This window comes from Pseudomonas fluorescens, assembly GCF_001902145.1.
Lineage (GTDB): Bacteria > Pseudomonadota > Gammaproteobacteria > Pseudomonadales > Pseudomonadaceae > Aquipseudomonas > Aquipseudomonas fluorescens_BV.
This window is the reverse complement of record NZ_MRST01000025.1, coordinates 568,899-584,475: the sequence shown is the minus strand read 5'-3', so window position 1 is coordinate 584,475 and position 15,577 is coordinate 568,899. Positions and strand designations below refer to the sequence as shown.

Annotated in this window: 14 protein-coding genes; 4 read left to right on the top strand and 10 right to left on the bottom strand. The window is 61.0% G+C overall.

What is annotated here, in order from left to right; translation table 11 throughout:
- Positions 1-6: 6 nt before the first annotated feature.
- From BUE92_RS19040 to BUE92_RS19015, 5 genes are all read right to left on the bottom strand, one after another.
- Entirely contained in the window at positions 7-852 is an 846-nt protein-coding gene (locus tag BUE92_RS19040) for an NAD-dependent protein deacetylase (protein ID WP_073525705.1), read from the bottom strand.
- Positions 853-861: 9 nt separating this feature from the next.
- On the bottom strand, positions 862-1,302 hold the full coding sequence (locus BUE92_RS19035) for a CBS domain-containing protein (protein WP_034127063.1): 441 nt from the start codon (positions 1,300-1,302) through the stop codon (positions 862-864).
- Positions 1,303-1,431: 129 nt separating this feature from the next.
- Positions 1,432-3,381 carry a DNA topoisomerase III gene (locus BUE92_RS19030; protein WP_073525791.1) on the bottom strand — a complete coding sequence of 650 codons (1,950 nt, stop codon included), beginning with the start codon at positions 3,379-3,381 and terminating at the stop codon, positions 1,432-1,434.
- A 221-nt stretch (positions 3,382-3,602) separates the two neighbouring features.
- Positions 3,603-5,225 (bottom strand): MFS transporter, encoded by a 1,623-nt coding sequence (locus BUE92_RS19020; protein ID WP_032892452.1) that lies wholly within the window; start codon positions 5,223-5,225, stop codon positions 3,603-3,605.
- 113 nt (positions 5,226-5,338) lie between these two features.
- Positions 5,339-7,006, bottom strand: coding sequence for a GMC family oxidoreductase (locus BUE92_RS19015; RefSeq protein ID WP_073525703.1), 1,668 nt, complete (start codon positions 7,004-7,006; stop codon positions 5,339-5,341).
- A gap of 128 nt (positions 7,007-7,134) precedes the next feature.
- Here BUE92_RS19015 and BUE92_RS19010 point away from each other — a divergent pair, with 128 nt between their 5' ends.
- Entirely contained in the window at positions 7,135-8,028 is an 894-nt protein-coding gene (locus BUE92_RS19010; protein ID WP_073525702.1) for a LysR family transcriptional regulator, read from the top strand.
- 132 nt (positions 8,029-8,160) lie between these two features.
- Here the strand turns inward: BUE92_RS19010 and BUE92_RS19005 are convergent, their stop codons facing one another.
- The 4 genes from BUE92_RS19005 to BUE92_RS18990 form a co-directional block, all read right to left on the bottom strand.
- Positions 8,161-10,020, bottom strand: a complete 1,860-nt coding sequence (locus BUE92_RS19005; RefSeq protein ID WP_073525701.1) for a DUF3857 domain-containing transglutaminase family protein — start codon at positions 10,018-10,020, stop codon at positions 8,161-8,163.
- Positions 10,021-10,166: 146 nt separating this feature from the next.
- Positions 10,167-11,267, bottom strand: a complete 1,101-nt coding sequence (locus BUE92_RS19000; RefSeq protein ID WP_073525700.1) for a DNA alkylation repair protein — start codon at positions 11,265-11,267, stop codon at positions 10,167-10,169.
- Positions 11,268-11,286: 19 nt separating this feature from the next.
- Positions 11,287-12,633, bottom strand: a complete 1,347-nt coding sequence (locus tag BUE92_RS18995) for a glutamine synthetase family protein (RefSeq protein WP_073525699.1) — start codon at positions 12,631-12,633, stop codon at positions 11,287-11,289.
- 11 nt (positions 12,634-12,644) lie between these two features.
- Positions 12,645-13,202, bottom strand: coding sequence for a helix-turn-helix domain-containing protein (locus BUE92_RS18990; RefSeq protein ID WP_073525790.1), 558 nt, complete (start codon positions 13,200-13,202; stop codon positions 12,645-12,647).
- Between BUE92_RS18990 and BUE92_RS18985 the strand changes: the two genes are divergently transcribed.
- From BUE92_RS18985 to BUE92_RS18975, 3 genes are all read left to right on the top strand, one after another.
- Complete coding sequence (locus BUE92_RS18985) at positions 13,201-13,611, top strand: nuclear transport factor 2 family protein (protein WP_256673985.1); 411 nt, start codon at positions 13,201-13,203, stop codon at positions 13,609-13,611. The genes BUE92_RS18990 and BUE92_RS18985 overlap by 2 nt on opposite strands.
- A gap of 87 nt (positions 13,612-13,698) precedes the next feature.
- On the top strand, positions 13,699-14,007 hold the full coding sequence (locus tag BUE92_RS18980) for an RcnB family protein (RefSeq protein ID WP_073525698.1): 309 nt from the start codon (positions 13,699-13,701) through the stop codon (positions 14,005-14,007).
- A gap of 88 nt (positions 14,008-14,095) precedes the next feature.
- Positions 14,096-15,289 carry an MFS transporter gene (locus BUE92_RS18975; protein ID WP_073525697.1) on the top strand — a complete coding sequence of 398 codons (1,194 nt, stop codon included), beginning with the start codon at positions 14,096-14,098 and terminating at the stop codon, positions 15,287-15,289.
- Here the strand turns inward: BUE92_RS18975 and BUE92_RS18970 are convergent.
- Positions 15,252-15,524: a DUF1652 domain-containing protein gene (locus BUE92_RS18970; RefSeq protein ID WP_073525696.1), complete on the bottom strand. Its 273-nt coding sequence runs from the start codon at positions 15,522-15,524 to the stop codon at positions 15,252-15,254. The genes BUE92_RS18975 and BUE92_RS18970 overlap by 38 nt on opposite strands.
- Positions 15,525-15,577 lie beyond the last annotated feature (53 nt).

Sequence of the window (15,577 nt, the reverse complement as noted above, 5' to 3'; positions counted from 1 at the left end):
GCTGTTCTATCCGAGTTGAGCAGCCAGCAACGGCAACAACTGCTCGCATGAGGCCTGGATCTTCACCTGCAACAGCTCATCACCCCGAGTCTTGCCCAGGTTGATGGCAATCACAGGCTTATCCTGTTCAACCATAGCCTTGCACAGGCGAAACGCCGAATAGGCCATCAGCGACGACCCCACCACCAACAGCCCTTCGGCATGCTCTATCGCCGTCATTGCCTTGAGCGCCGTCGCCGGCGCGACGTTCTCGCCAAAGAACACCACATCCGGTTTCAGCCGTTCGCCGTTGCAGTGCGGGCAGCGGGGTACCTGGAAGCGCTGTTCAAACGCCGGATCGAGCAAGGTGTCGCCATCTGGCGCTTGCACCGCATGAACCTGTGCCATGTGCGGGTTATCGACTTCCATCTGCCGCTGGATCACGTCGCGCTCGCTACGCAATTGGCAATCCAGGCACTGCACCCGATGCAAGCTGCCATGCAGCTCGATCACATCCTGGCTGCCGGCCTGGTCATGCAGGGTGTCGACGTTCTGCGTGATCAGCCCGCTGATGTGGCCACGGTGCTGCAGCGTCGCGAGCGCCAGGTGGGCCTTGTTCGGCTGGGCAATGCGCACCCGTGGCCACCCCAGCATCGCCCGCGCCCAGTAGCGGCGCCGCGCCTCGGCAGTGGCGAGGAATTCCTGGTACATCATCGGTGGCTTGCCCCGGCGTACACCTTCCCCGTCACGGTAATCCGGGATACCCGAAGGTGTACTGATCCCTGCGCCGGTCAGCACCAGGAAACGTCGGCCGGACATGGCCCGGTGCAGGGTGTCGAGGTGGTCTTCCTGATGGTCCAGCGTGTCGAGCATGGGTTCCCCCTATTCGCCGCGGATGTACTGTTCCAGTTGCTGGATCAAGGCCGCTTGTTCGGCAATTGCTTCCTTGACCAGGTCACCGATAGACAGCAGGCCCAGCAGTTTGCCGTCTTCGACCACCGGCAGGTGGCGCAGGTGACTGTCGGTCATGATGTTCATGCATTCCTCGACACTCTTGTGAGTATCCACCGTGATCACCGGCGAGCTCATCACCTCATGGACCTTGGTGGTAACTGACGAGAGGCCCTTGAGCATGATTTTACGTGCGTAATCCCGTTCACTGATGATGCCGACCACCACGTCATCCCTGACCACTGGCAAGGCACCGACGTTTTTCTCGGACATCCGCACCAGCGCTTCAAATACGGTGTGGTCCCATTTGATCGTGTGGACGTCCTGGTTTTTCTGGTCCTTGGCTTTCAGCAGTTGTGCAACGGTCTTCATGGCGGCCACTCCGGTGTTGTTGTTGGTAGTCCAGATCCCCTACAGAATCCTAGACCGAACCCGCCGGAGCAAGGGCCAATGCGGCGTTAAACCTGTCGAAAAACGTCATGTGCCGGTTTTTTTCGGTATTTATCCCGCATTTGCCGGTTTTTTTCCTCGTTTGGGGCTGGCAGCAGCCTTACGTGGGGCGGCATTGCGCTTCTTTTTCCACGGCGCTGCACCTCGGCCTGTGGGGCTGGCGGGGCCAGTGATAGTCATGCGCATGCCGTTACAGCGTGCCACCTGCTTGCTCATCCACGCCGCTTGCTTGGCGACGAATTCTTCCAGGCTCATTTCGCCGCTTTGCACCATGTCCAGTGCCTGTTCCCAGATGGCGGTGGTGCCGGGGTCGGCGATGGCACGGGGGACGGCGTCAATCAGGCTGAACGCGGCCGGGGTTGCCGACAGGGCCTTGCCGTTTTTCACCAGATAACCGCGATCCAGCAAGCCCTGGATGATTCCGGCGCGGGTGGCCTCGGTGCCGATGCCAGTGGTGTCCTTGAGTTTTTGCTTGAGCAACGGGTCCTCCACCAGCTTGGCGACGTTTTTCATGGCCTTGATCAGGTCGCCTTCGGTAAAGGGCTTGGGCGGCTGGGTCCACAGGTCCTTGAGGTTGACCTTGGCCACGGCGTAGTCGTGGCCCTGCACCAGCGTCGGCAAAGCTTGGGGCGCAGGGGCTTCGCGACCTTTGGCGGGTGCCAGCGCTTCGGGCAAGGCGCGTTTCCAGCCCGGTTCGATGACCACTTTGCCCACCGCGCGCAATGCCTGGCCGGCACAGTCGAAATCGGCCTGGGTGCGGTCGTATTCATGGTTGGGCAGGAACTGCGCCAGGTAGCGCGCACGAATCAGCGTATAGACCGCACGGTGCTTGCCGGTCAGTTGGCTGACATCCTTGCCGGCCCCGGTGGGGATGATGCCGTGGTGGGCACTGACCTTGGCGTCGTTCCAGGCCCGTGAGCGGCGCTGGGGGTCGATGTGCGACATCAGCTCGTTGACCGCTGTGTCCGCACGGCCCAGCGCCGCAAGAATCTTCGGTGCTTCAGTGTGCTGGCTCAACGGCAGGTAGCCGCAATCGCTGCGCGGATAGGTGATGGCCTTGTGGGTTTCGTACAGGGATTGGGCGATGTCCAGGGTTTCCTGGGCGCCCAGGCCGAGCTTCTTCGAACAGATCTCCTGCAAGGTGCCGAGGTCGAAGGGCAGGGGCGCCACCTCGCGCATGCGTTCGGTACGCAGCTTCACCAGCCGCGCCGTGGCGGCGTTGAGCATGGCGTCGGCGGCGTCCCGCGCCAGTTGTGGATTGAGGCAGCGGCCCTGGTCGTCACAGGCATCCTCAGGGGCGCGCCATTGGGCGGTGAAGGTCATGTGCTCGTGGCGCAGGTCGACATCAATGGCCCAATAGGCCACCGGCACAAAGTCGGCGATGCTGCGATCACGGTCCACCACCAGGCGCAGGGTCGGGGTTTGCACCCGGCCTACCGGGAGAACGCCCTGGTAACCGGATTGGCGCCCCAGCAGGGTAAACAGGCGGCTCATGTTCATGCCTATCAGCCAGTCGGCGCGCGAGCGCCCCAGGGCCGAGTGATACAGGCTGAAGGTTTCTGCACCGGGTTTGAGCGCCGCCAGGGCCTTGCGAATGGAGGCGTCGTCGAGTGCCGACAGCCACAGCCGCTGGATCGGCCCGCGGTAGCGGCAGTGCTCCACCAGTTCACGGGCGATCATCTCGCCTTCGCGGTCGGCGTCGGTGGCGATCACCAGTTCCTGGGCTTCCCCCAGCAAGCGCTTGACGGCCTTGTATTGGCTGGCTGTCTTGGGCTTGACCAGCATCTTCCATTTTTCCGGGACGATCGGCAGGTCGGCCAGCACCCAGCGTTTATATTTGGCGTCGTAGGCGTCGGGCGGTGCGGTTTCCAGCAGGTGGCCGATACACCAGGTGACCGTGACTCCATTACCCAGCCAGCACCCATCGCCGCGGCGGCTGGCGCCGAGCACGGCCGCGATATCCTTGGCCTGGGAGGGTTTTTCACAGAGGTACAGCCGCATGGTCATCACATCAGATCGGGTTGATGCCTTGCAGGATGCTTATTTGAAAGGATTTGAGCAACTGTTGTCTGTATGGATGTACAGCAATTTGTGTGAGCGCCAGATATTCCTGTAGGAGCGAGCTTGCTCGCGAAGAACCTGAGAGCGACGCGGGGCACCAGGCTCCCCGCGTCATCGTTAACGACCTTCGCGAGCAAGCTCGCTCCTACAGGGAAGAGGTATCAGTTGTTTTCGATATCCACATGCCGGGTTTCCTTGAGGCAGAACAACCCGACGATCAGGCTCACGCCCGTCACCACCACCGGGTACCACAACCCATAAAAGATATCGCCGGTGTACACCACCAAGGCAAACGACACCGTCGGCAGGAACCCGCCAAACCAGCCGTTACCGATATGGTAGGGCAGGGACATCGAGGTGTAGCGGATGCGCGTCGGAAACAGCTCCACCATCAGCGCCGCCAAAGGCCCGTAGCACATGGCGGCGATGAAGATCAGCACCACGATCAGCACCACCACCATCAACTTGTTGACCTGGGCCACGTCCGCCGATGATGGATAGCCGGCCAGGGCCACGGCGCCACGCAGGGCCGCTTCATCAAAACCGTCGATACGCACATCGCCGACGCTCACTTGCACCGGGCTGCCTGCAGGGGCGGCGGCGCTGCTGTAGGGCAGGCCTTGTTTGACCAGGAAGGTCTTGACCTTGTCGCAGGGGCTGTCAAAACGAGCCTTGCCCACTGGGTCGAACTGGAAGGTGCAGGTGGCCGGGTCGGCCAGCACGGTGATCGGTGCCTGTTGGCTGGCCTGGTCCATTGCGGGGTTGGTGTAGTGCGCCAGGCCCTTGAAGATCGGGAAGTACAGCGCGGTCGCCAGCAGCAGGCCGAGCATCAGCACCGGCTTGCGCCCGACCTTGTCCGACAGCCAGCCAAACAGGATAAAGAACGGCGCGCCGATCACCACGCTGATGATCAACAGCATATTGGCCAGGGCCGGGTCCATGCGCAGGAACTGGGTGAGGAAGAACAGCACATAAAACTGCGCCGCGTAGAAGGTCACCGCCTGCCCGCCGTTGATGCTGAACAGGGCGATCAGCACCACCTTGAGGTTTTCCCACTTGCCGAAGGACTCGCGAATCGGCGCCTTGCAGGCCTTGCCTTCCTCTTTCATTTTCAAGAAGGCGGGCGATTCGTGCAGGCTCATGCGGATCCAGGTCGAGATGCCCAGCAGCACGATGGAAAACAGGAACGGAATGCGCCAGCCCCACACTTCGAATTGGTCGCCGGTGAAGTAACGGCAGGCCAGCACCACCAGCAACGACAAGAGCAGGCCAAGGGTGGCGGTGGATTGAATCCAGCTGGTGTGCAGGCCGCGCTTGCCCGGTGGCGCATGCTCGGCCACGTAGGTGGCGGCGCCACCGTACTCACCGCCCAGCGCCAGGCCCTGCAGCATGCGCAGCACAATGAGGATGATCGGCGCGGCAATGCCGATGCTGGCGTAGGTTGGCAGTAACCCGACGCAGAAGGTTGCCACACCCATCAGGATGATGGTCACGAGGAAGGTGTACTTGCGCCCGATCATATCGCCCAGGCGGCCGAACACCAGAGCACCGAATGGCCGCACTACAAAACCGGCGGCGAAGGCCATCAAGGCAAAGATAAACGCCGTGGTGTCGTTGACCCCGGCAAAGAACTGCTTGCTGATCACCGCCGCCAGGGCGCCGTAGAGGAAAAAGTCATACCACTCGAACACCGTCCCCAGGGAGGAGGCGAAGATGACCTTTCTTGATTCGTTGGCGGTACTTGCACTGGCCGCCGAGCCCAGGGGTTGAGCATGTTCTGACATCGGGTGTCCCTCACAGTGATTATTTATTGTTGTTCCACTGTCGGCGCCAATCTCGGCGCCGGTGTTTTTCAACTTCATGTAGGAGCGAGCTTGCTCGCGAAAATCGTCAAGTGTTACGCGGGGTGCCCTGTAGTGCGCGGTGCTGGTGGGGTTTTCGCGAGCAAGCTCGCTCCTACAGTAGTCGGTGAAAGGATCAGTTGGGCGGCCTTCTCCGCGATCATCAGCGTGGGTGAGCAGGTATTGCCGGAGGTGATGCGCGGCATGATCGACGCATCGGCAATGCGCAGGCCGGGAATGCCGTGTACGCGCAGCTGGCTGTCGACCACGGCATCTTTGTCATCGCCCATGCGGCAGGTGCCCACCGGATGGAAAATCGTGGTGCCGATCCGTGCGGCTGCCTCGTGCAGTTGTTCTTCAGTTTGCAGGGCTTCGCCGGGCAGGTATTCCACCGGTTTGAACTGGCTCAGGGCCGGAGCGGCGACGATGCGCCGGGTCAGGCGAATAGCGTCGGCGGCCACACGCAAGTCTTCGGGGTGGCTGAGGTAATTGGGTTGTATCAGCGGTGCATCCGCCGGGTTGGCCGAACCAATATCCACCCGGCCGCGACTTTGCGGGCGCAGGTCGCAGACCGACGCGGTAAATGCCGGGAAGCCGTGCAACGGTTCGCCAAAGCGCTCCAGGGACAGTGGCTGCACATGGTATTGCAGGTTGGCCGAGGTCTGCTCCGGGCCGGAGCGGGCAAATGCGCCGAGCTGGCTGGGCGCCATCGACAGCGGGCCGCTGCGATCGTACAGGTAGCGCAGGCCCATGCCCATCTTGCCCCACAATGTGCCGGCGATCTGGTTCAGGGTGCGGGCATTTTCCAGCTTGTAGATCAGGCGCAGTTGCAGGTGGTCTTGCAGGTTGCCGCCAACGCCTGGCAGTTCATGCACCACGTCAATACCCAATGGCTTGAGCACGTGGGAAGGGCCGATCCCCGAGCGTTGCAGAATGCCCGGCGAACCCACGGAGCCAGCGCACAATACGATCTCCTTGCGCGCCTTCCAGCTCATTGACTGGCCGTGTTGACGCCCGAGCACCTGCGAGGCGCGGCCGTTTTCCAACAGCACACGGTTCACCTCGACATCGGTCAGCACGGTGAGGTTAGGCCGCTGGCGGATCGGTTTGAGAAACGCCTTCGCCGCATTCCAGCGCACACCGGCTTTCTGGTTGACCTGGAAGTAGCCGCAGCCCTCGTTATCGCCCTGGTTGAAGTCATTGATATTAGCGATGCCGCTCTGGGCCGCCGCCTCACGAAACGCATCGAGGATCGGCCACGACAGCCGCTGTTGCTCGACGCGCCATTCGCCGCCCTCGCTGTGGAATTCAGAGCCGCCGGCAAAATGGTTTTCGCTCTGTTTGAACAGTGGCAGCACGTCTTTCCAGGCCCAGCCCGCGTTGCCCGCCGCTGCCCAGCCATCGTAGTCCTGAGCCTGGCCGCGCATATAGATCATGCCGTTGATGGACGAGCAGCCGCCCAGCACTTTGCCCCGCGGGTAACTCAAGGCGCGCCCCTGCAGGCCGGCTTGGGATTGGGTCTTGAAGCACCAGTCGGTGCGTGGGTTGCCGATGCAGAACAGGTAGCCGACGGGGATATGGATCCAGGGGTAGTTGTCGCGGCCACCGGCTTCCAGCAGCAGGACACGGTGAGCCGGGTTGGCGGACAGACGATTGGCCAGCAGGCATCCGGCAGGGCCGGCGCCGACGACGATGTAATCGTATTCAGCAGTTGCATTGGGCATCTGGGGTCTCGCTTGTTTTTCTTATTGGGCCCATCCTAGTTGTTAGTTTTCGTCTTAAAAATGTTAGTTTTTACCCACCCGCTGTGCGTTTTTAAACAACGCCGGCTGGCCCAGGCTCTGGAGGCGATATGTTCGACTGGAATGACCTGCGGTTTTTTCTCGAGTTGCAGCGCAGTGGCCGCCTGCTCACCGCCGCCCAACGCCTGAAAACCACGCATGCCACCGTGGCGCGGCATATCGACGCCATCGAGAAAAGCCTCGGCACGGCGCTGTTTGTGCAGCACGCCCAGGGCTATGAACTGACGCCTGCCGGCGAAGCATTGCTCAAACATGCCGAGGCTATGGAAAATGTGGCACTGCTGGCCGAAGACGAGCTCACCCACTCTGCGGCGCCCCTGGGCAAGATTCGCCTTGGCGTAGCCGAAGGGCTGGGCGTGATGTTTCTGGCCGCGCGCATGGGCGGGTTGTTTGAACGCTATCCAGGATTGGAGGTGGAGCTGGTTGCGGTGCCGCGCTTTGTCAGCATCCTCAATCGCGAAGCGGAGATCAGTATTCACCTGGAACGCCCCAGCGCCGATCAACTGGTGACGCGCAAACTTACCGACTACCGCCTGGCGCTGTACGCCAGCCGTGCCTACCTGGCACGCAACCCACCGATCGAAAAACGTGAAGACCTCGCTGCCCATGCCTGGATCGATTATGTCGATGACCTGCTGTTCAGCCAGGAACTGAAGCTCCTCAACAGCTTCTGCCGTAACCCCAAGGTGGTGTTCCACAGCACCAGCGTGATCGCCCAGCACCAGGCGGCGCGTTCGGGGTTGGGCATTGCGGTGTTGCCATGTTTCATGGCGGCTGGGGATGGAGAGTTGGTGCCGTTGCTGCCGGCGGAGGGTATCCAGCGCAGCTATTGGATCAGCTCGCGCCGGGAGCTGCACAAGTCGGTGCGGTTGCGGGTGTTGTGGGATTATGTGGTGGAGTTGTGCGCGCGGGAGCAGGGCTTGTTGCTCGGCGAATCCCACTGACGAACACGGATTAACAGGTGGGAACTGGCTTGCCTGCGATGGCGTTGTGTCAGTCACTGATGTGCAAGCTGACCGGCCGTCATCGCAGGCAAGCCAGCTCCCACATTTTGACCGTGGTGTGTCAGGGACAGTCTAGAGCTTTACTACCTGATGCACCTGCTCGGCACAGGCACGAGCCTCTTCAATCATCTTGCCGAACGCATCGCTGGTGACCTCGGCATGGGTCAGCCAGCGCTTTTTCTGGCTCAGGCGATAGTGATAGCGCAGCGAGCCCTCCTCCAGCTTTCCGTCCAGGTCAAGGTCGTACCAGGGCGAGCGCACCTTGCAGCCGGGGATAGCTTTCTCCATCTTCCCGCCTGCCAGGGTGTAGGTGTAGTCGTAGGTCTCTGGGTTGCCCAGGTAGAGGTCGGCCTGTTGCCCTTGGCGGCGATAGTTGATGTAGCCTTCCCAACGGTCTTTCAAGGACGGGTCGGTGTAGACATAGTCGTTGGCCAGTTTTTCCAGGGCGCGTTGATCGTTCATGCGGGCGGTGACGTTATAGCCGTCGTGCACCACAAATCCGCTGGGTTCGCGGGTGATCTGGCAGTCGCTGATGTCGTTGCCGAAGTTGGCGCAGATGTTCTGGTCGGTGGCGGTGGTGCCTTGCTGGCGGTCAGCGACGCTCAGTTGCATCAGCGGCAGGCGGCTGAAGGTGACGGTGGCCTCGACGGCGCCATCGCCCTGCGCGCCGAACTGCACCTGTTTGTCCAGGCGTATCGAGACTTCGGGGCGCTCCAGTGGGATGTGTTCTTCACGCACCTGGCCCTGGGCATCGCTGACCAGCACCCAGCGGTCCTGAATATCGGGCATGGTCTGGCCAGGGGCGAAGACCGGGTTGGTCGGGTCAAGCCACCACACCTGGCCATTCACTTCGGCACGCACGATGGCGTGGTTCGGCGCCTGGGTGCCGGGAATCAGCAAGGCATCGGCTACGTCGCCACGGCTGACCCATGCGGTCTCAGCCTTGATGCCACTGGCCTTGAGCATGGCCGTCAGCAGGGTCGCCAGGTCCTTGCAGTCGCCGTAGCCGTGCTGCTCGATTTCCGCGAGGCTGAAGGGCACATAGCCCCGCTCGGTCGCACGCCAGTCACCCAGGTAGCGGTAGTGATCATTGATGTGCTGCATCAGCGCAGCGACTTGCTCCGCCGGCGCCAAGCTGCGTGCGGCGACGACTGCGGCAGCGGCTTGCGCTGGCAGCGTGGCGCCGAGGATCTGGTTGTAACGCTGGGCGAAATCACCGAAGTACGCCTGGCGGTCCACGGCGCTGCCCACTTCCAAGCGTGGGACGCGCAGCAGGGCGGCAGCGGAGGATTCATTGATGTAGTTGAGGTAGATCGGCGCTTTAAGCGCCACGTCCAGGGTCTTGCCGTTGCTCGAAGGCGTTACCTTGAAACCGTCGAACCATTCGCTGCGCCACTGGATTGGCCGTTCGGCGGTAAAGCGTGCCTTGAAGCGATCGCGACGGGCTGAGCTGGGCCCGAACTTGAGCACATAGTGGAACTGGGTCATCAGCGGTTTCGCCGGGTAGTGCTGGCGCACCGTATAGCGAATCTGTGTGCCCACGCGCAGGTTGGGGAAGGCCAAGGAGGTTTGCTTGTCGCGGCTGAAGCCTTGGTCCGGGTTGGGTGCGCTGCGGGTATCGATTTGCGTGGCGGCCAGGGCGACCGGCTTAGCGCCAAGCTGAGTGGACTGTGCGCTGATCACTTCAAAGGTGTCGGCTTCGGAGTAGTCGAAGTCGATGCGCGAGAGCATTTCGCGGCCGTTGGACTTGAGGATCGTGTAGCGGTAGGTGGTGGTGCAGTCGGTGCTGGCGTCGCGGTTGAAGTGGCAGTGCAGCTCGGTGTCACTGGCCAGTGGTGCTTCGGCTATGGGTTGCAGGGCTGCGCTGACGGAATGGGAAACCAGCCCCAGGCTGATAGCAATCAAAGGGCGGTGAAACGAAAAACGGTACATGGGCGCCTCGGGTGACACATTGAAACAGCTACCCGGCGGGTAGCGAGAAGGCGCCGGATGATAATGGATCTCAACGGCAAAGACCAGGATTGTTCGACAATTAATCGGGCTGAAAGGCCCGTGCTAGAGCCTTTCAGTGGTCTGGATCAAGACTTGAGCAGTTCGAATTCTGCGCTGGCCAGGCGTTCGCCGTTGATCAATACATGTACCCGATGCGTGCCGGGGTAGTGCTTGCGCGTGGTCAATTCGCGGATGTGCTGCTCGCGGTTGATGGTCTGCCGTTCGCCGGCGCCCAAGGTAAAAGCCTTGAGCTTGAACACTTTGGCTGCGCTGTGGCCAGCGCTTTTTACGTAGTCGATGGCGTAGTCCACCACCAGTTTTTGCGCGTGGGTGGCGGTGGACTCCAGGTTGAATGACAGATTGATCCGCTCGCCCAATCGGATCACGGCGGGGGTGACGCTCAGTCGATTGATCGTCACCTCAGCCTTGGCTCCGGCACCCATGATCGTCAGCGCGCGGATGTTGCCTTGCTTGATCAAGCTGCGCAACGCATGGCGAGCGATCCAGGCGGTGTGGGCGTTGTCCAGGTTCCAGCCTTCGATCACGTTGAGCACCCAGTCGGGGTGGTCCTTGGTGATGTCATTGAGGTGGTTGGCCACCGACTTGCGCACATAGAGGCTGCTGTCGGCCTTGAGGGTATCCAGGATTGACGCGCATAACTCCGGGTTGGCCTGCACGTTGGCGAGGCGAAACGACCAGGGCAGGCGAGGGCGTGAGCCTTCACTGGCCAGGCGGCGTACGTGTTCGTTGCCATCCAGCGACCATTGCTGCATCACGGCCAAGGTGCGCTCGAAGTCGTGCAGCAAGAAGTGGCGAATGGCGAACTCGGCCGAACCAAAGGTGGTGAAAAACTTCAGCGCGGCCATTGACCGTTTGAAATCACCCAGGCCATAACTCGCCACGTAATGCGCCAGGAACAGGCTGACAAAGCCGCTGTTGATGCGCGGTGCCAGAGCGTAAAGCAGCTTGAGGGTTTGCGCGTAATCCAGCGGGATCACTGCGTGCAGGCTTTCGCTGACCCGGGCCATGCGTTGCATCACCGATAACTCGGCCAGCCCGATGCAAGCGTGCCGGAGAAAACCCTTGGCGTCGAACGCCGGGTACACCACCGTCATCTCGCTGGCGATGTGTTGCAGGCGTTCGATGTTGAAGATTTCCTTGAGGGCCGGGGCGGCTTGGTCGCTCATCTGTGCTTCCTTGGTTAGGTCAGAGAAACCAGCGATATTCGCGCGCGTGAATCTCTTGCTGGAAAGCCAGGTGATCCTGGCGTTTGTTCTCGCAATACACCTCGACAAATTCCGCGCCCAGCTTGTCGCGCAGTATTGGTTGCTGCTGCATGGCACGCACGGCGTCGAGCATTTCCACCGGGAAATCGGTGCCGCTGTTGCGGTCTTCGTTCAATGGCGCGATGGGTTCGCGCTTGGCCTCAAGCCCGTGCTCCAGGCCCACCAGGATTGCCGCCAGCACCAGGTAAGGGTTGGCATCGGCGCTGGCCAGGCGATGCTCGATCCGCAGGTTGCGCGGGTCGGACTCGGGGATGCGCACACAGGCATCGCGGTCTTCAAAGCCCCAGCTTGCACGCGTCGCAGCGTTGACCGTGCCGCCCAGGCGGCGGAAGGCGTTGTGGTTGGGCGAGAAGATCGGCATGCAGTGGGGCAGCAATTCCAGGCAACCGGCTACGGCGTGGCGTAATGGCTGCTGCTGATGGGTCGCGAGCAGGTTATTGCCCGCTGCATCGTAAAGGCTGACATGCACGTGCATGCCGCTGCCGGGAAACTGCAGGTAGGGCTTGGCCATGAAGCTGGCGCGATAACCATGCTTGAGCGCGACGCCACGGGTGCTGCGGCAGAACAGGGCAGCCCAGTCGGCGGCGCGCAGGCCGTCATCGCAGTGGCCGAAGTTGATCTCGAACTGGCCGGGGCCGATCTCGGCGGTGATCACCGTGATGTCGATGCCTTGGTCCTTGGCGGTTTGCGCCATGTCGTCGAGCACGTTGCTAAAACGCGACAGCCGTTCGATATGCAGGTTGGGCTGGTCGTCGGCATCCCCACTGAGCGGGTCGCGGGCAAATTGCGGCAGGCCGTTTTCCAGCTGTTTATCGAACAGGTAGAACTCCAGCTCAAACGCCACCACCGGGTGAATGCCTTTGTGTTGCAGGCGTTCAAGTACCTTGGCCAGGACTTCGCGGGGCTCGAACTCGATCGGTGCCTCGGTGCCGTCCGAGGTGATGAGCATTTGCCCCAATGGCTGCGACTCCCAGTTCACCGGTTTGAGCGTGCCGGGCACCAATCGGCGATTGGCGTCCGGGTCGCCATCGTTGAAGCAGTAGTCGCCAATCTTGAACAGCCCCCCCTGGGCCCCCAGCAATACCGCATTCTGCGGCAGCTTCAGCGGGCTGCCAGCGGCGACTTTTTCAAGCATCTCCACTGGGTAGCGCTTGCCGTAGAAATGCCCGGGGATATCCAGGGCGATCAGGTCGACATAGCGCACGTCGGGGTGGTTCTGGCGAAAGCTCCGTACTTCGGCCAGCAACGTGGAGGAATGGCTTTTCACGGGTGCAGCTCCTAGTTGTAAACCCACAAGACGCGGGCGGGCAGGTCGGTCAGGTTGGCGTAGCGGCAGTGAGCGAAACTGGCGAGGTGGAAACTGTCGCCTTCGTAGAGGGTGACTGCATCGGGCTCACCTTCCACCCACAGCGTCAGCTCGCCCTCCAGCACAAAACCGGCCTGTTCGGCGCGGTCGCTCATGCTTTGCTTGCCGCTGTTGGCACCGGGGGCCAACAGGCTGTCGAGCATCGAGAACGCGCCGTTCATGCTCGGCGACACCAGGATGTCGGTGATGCCATTGGCGTAATACACCGTGCGCCGCTCGTTGGGGCGGGTGACCCAGTCCACCGCCTTGGGTTTGGGCAGGCTGTAGAAATAGGTGGTGGGCACGTCGAGGGCGTGGCTGATGGCGGTCAGGTCGGCTACGGTGGGTTGCGACAACCCACGTTCCACTTGAGACAGAAAGCCCACCGAGCGCTCGATTTTTTGCGCCAATTGCGCCAGGGTGAGTTTCTTGTGCTTGCGCAAGTCGTGGATCAGGGTCGCGAGGGTGGCAAGTTCTTGTTGCTGGTTCATGAAATTTAATTCGAATAATTTCATGAAAAATTACAGGATTAATTTCATGGAGGCAATCGGGATGGAACTTCACGCGTATTTATTCTCCCTGGAACAGGAGCTGCAGGGTTGTACGACGCGCTCGGATGCGGATCGGCTGGGACAATTGTTGGCCGATGATTTCGTTGAATTTGGTGCCAGCGGGACTGTATGGGGCAGCAAGGCCGAGGTGATTACCGGGTTGGAGGATGAGGTGTTTTCAGCGCGAAGCATGTCCGGGTTTGGCGTGAAAATGCTGAGCGACGGCGTGGCGCTGGTGACCTATCGCGGTCATCGAGAGGGTGTAGGGGATTCCTTGCGCAGTTCCGTGTGGCGTGAAGAGGCAGGGCAGTGGCGCATGGTCTTTCATCAAGGTACTCCCACTCAGTGACCCACAGAGGAAAAACTTAGCAAGCTGAATGATTGCGCGCCGCCGCGGTCGGAACCTGGGTACGCACCATTAATTGAAGGAGCACCCATGAAGTCGAAAACCATAGCCGCTTGCCTGCTGGTTGCTGCCAGCTTTTCCACTGCCAGCGCTGCCGTGCAGGCCGGCGATACCCCTCAGGAAACCGTGCAACCTTCAAACATCAACGCCCGTGACTTGAAAGAAGGCGACCGCGCGCCGGATATCCTGATGCGCAAGGAATCGGCCATCAGCGATTGGAAAAAGCGCGGCCTCAAACAGCCCGAAGATGAGAGCCAATGGGCGCGCGTAGGCGACAAGTACGTCCTGCTCAAGACCACCAACGGCACCATCCTCGAAATTACGCCGGTCAAGAAATAATCCCGCCGGGGCACCTGCTCGTTTCATGGTTCTTGCGTTAAGGTAACCGACCGCAATGGTCGCGTTACCTTTGAAGAACGAGAGCAGGATGCTTGCCACCATAAGAACCTACCCCCGCACTGTGAACCTGTTGCTGTGCGCCACGTTGCTGCTGACGCTGGCCAAGGCCATCACCTTTCCTTATCTCGTGATCTACCTCACTAGCCATTTCTCCTTGGACATTACCCAGGTCGGCCTGGTGATCGGCAGTTCGCTGATCGTCGGTTCGCTACTCAGTGTCTACGGCGGTTTCCTGGTCGACCGCATCAATAGCTATCGCCTGTTGCTCGGCTTGAGCCTGGTGTTTGTGCTGGGGTTTATCGGCACGGTGCTGGCGCACAATATCTGGGCGTTCTATGGCTGCCTGATCCTGATCAACCTGGCCTACGCCGTCATTGATATTGCGGTGAAAGCCGGCTTCGCCAGCCTGTTGCCCGAACACGCGCGCAGCGAAGTGTTTTCCATCAAGTACACCCTTACCAATATCGGCTATGCCGTAGGGCCGTTCTTTGGCGCGATGGCGGCCAAGCTGGATATCAGCCTGCCGTTTATTCTGTCGGCGCTGTTAGGGCTGGGGTTTTTTCTGCTGTATGGGCGCTGGGGTGACCGTAACTTGGCCACTGTGGACACCACGCAAAAGCCGGTGCCGTTCCTTGCCGTCGCCCGCGTTTTGCTGCAGGACCGTCGCCTGGTGTGCTTCACCCTCGGCGGTTTGCTCAGCGCGGTGGTGTTCGGCCAGTTCACGGCCTACCTGTCGCAGTACTTGGTGACCACCACGACCGCCGAATACACCTACACGGTGATCAGCGCGGTGCTGACCACCAACGCCGTGCTAGTGATTGCCTTGCAGTACTTGATTGGCCGGCGCATCTCGCACCGTTACCTGAGCCAGTGGCTGATCGCTGGCTTGAGCATGTTCATGCTGGGGTTGATCGGCTTCGGGCTGTCCACCAGCGTGGTGGGCTGGGTGCTGGCGATGGCGGTGTTCACCGTCGGGGAAATCATCGTGTTCCCGGCCGAATACATGTTTATCGACCGAATTGCCCCGGACCACCTGCGGGGCATGTATTACGGGGCGCAGAACCTGTCCAATCTCGGCGCCGCGCTGGGGCCGGTGCTGTGTGGGCTAGTGTTGGCCAGCCTGCCGGCCCATTACATGTTCTACATGCTGGGGGCGTTTATCGTTGCCGGCGGGGTGTTTTATTTCATGGGAGCGGCGATAAAGGCAAATCATCCAGCGTGAGCTTGCCGACGTTGTTGCTTTGCAGTTCGTAGCGCAACTCATCCACCATTTTCTCCACTTCCTGTGGGGTCTGCAGGCGGTTGGTGCTGATGCCGGTGACCACCAGGTCGACGCGGCCGGTCTCGGCGTCGTAGACCTTGAGGGTCAAGGACGCATCCCGGCACAGGGTGAATTCGCACGTCAGCGGTGACAGGCCTTCTTCGATGCAGTTGCGCAGTTGAGAGAGGGTAAACATGCGGGTTCCTTCAAGGCATAGATACGATCCCTTGAAGGTTATTGCTTGCACCC

Bases quoted from the DNA above. Each gene is read 5' to 3' on its own strand.
- BUE92_RS19035 (WP_034127063.1), bottom strand. From the start codon at position 1,302: ATGAAGACCGTTGCACAACTGCTGAAAGCCAAGGACCAGAAAAACCAG.
- BUE92_RS19020 (WP_032892452.1), bottom strand. From the start codon at position 5,225: ATGTCAGAACATGCTCAACCCCTGGGCTCGGCGGCCAGTGCAAGTACC.
- BUE92_RS19030 (WP_073525791.1), bottom strand. From the start codon at position 3,381: ATGCGGCTGTACCTCTGTGAAAAACCCTCCCAGGCCAAGGATATCGCG.
- BUE92_RS19040 (WP_073525705.1), bottom strand. From the start codon at position 852: ATGCTCGACACGCTGGACCATCAGGAAGACCACCTCGACACCCTGCAC.
- BUE92_RS18970 (WP_073525696.1), bottom strand. From the start codon at position 15,524: ATGTTTACCCTCTCTCAACTGCGCAACTGCATCGAAGAAGGCCTGTCA.
- BUE92_RS18980 (WP_073525698.1), top strand. From the start codon at position 13,699: ATGAAGTCGAAAACCATAGCCGCTTGCCTGCTGGTTGCTGCCAGCTTT.
- BUE92_RS18975 (WP_073525697.1), top strand. From the start codon at position 14,096: ATGCTTGCCACCATAAGAACCTACCCCCGCACTGTGAACCTGTTGCTG.
- BUE92_RS19010 (WP_073525702.1), top strand. From the start codon at position 7,135: ATGTTCGACTGGAATGACCTGCGGTTTTTTCTCGAGTTGCAGCGCAGT.
- BUE92_RS19015 (WP_073525703.1), bottom strand. From the start codon at position 7,006: ATGCCCAATGCAACTGCTGAATACGATTACATCGTCGTCGGCGCCGGC.
- BUE92_RS18985 (WP_256673985.1), top strand. From the start codon at position 13,201: ATGAAATTTAATTCGAATAATTTCATGAAAAATTACAGGATTAATTTC.
- BUE92_RS19005 (WP_073525701.1), bottom strand. From the start codon at position 10,020: ATGTACCGTTTTTCGTTTCACCGCCCTTTGATTGCTATCAGCCTGGGG.
- BUE92_RS19000 (WP_073525700.1), bottom strand. From the start codon at position 11,267: ATGAGCGACCAAGCCGCCCCGGCCCTCAAGGAAATCTTCAACATCGAA.
- BUE92_RS18990 (WP_073525790.1), bottom strand. From the start codon at position 13,202: ATGAACCAGCAACAAGAACTTGCCACCCTCGCGACCCTGATCCACGAC.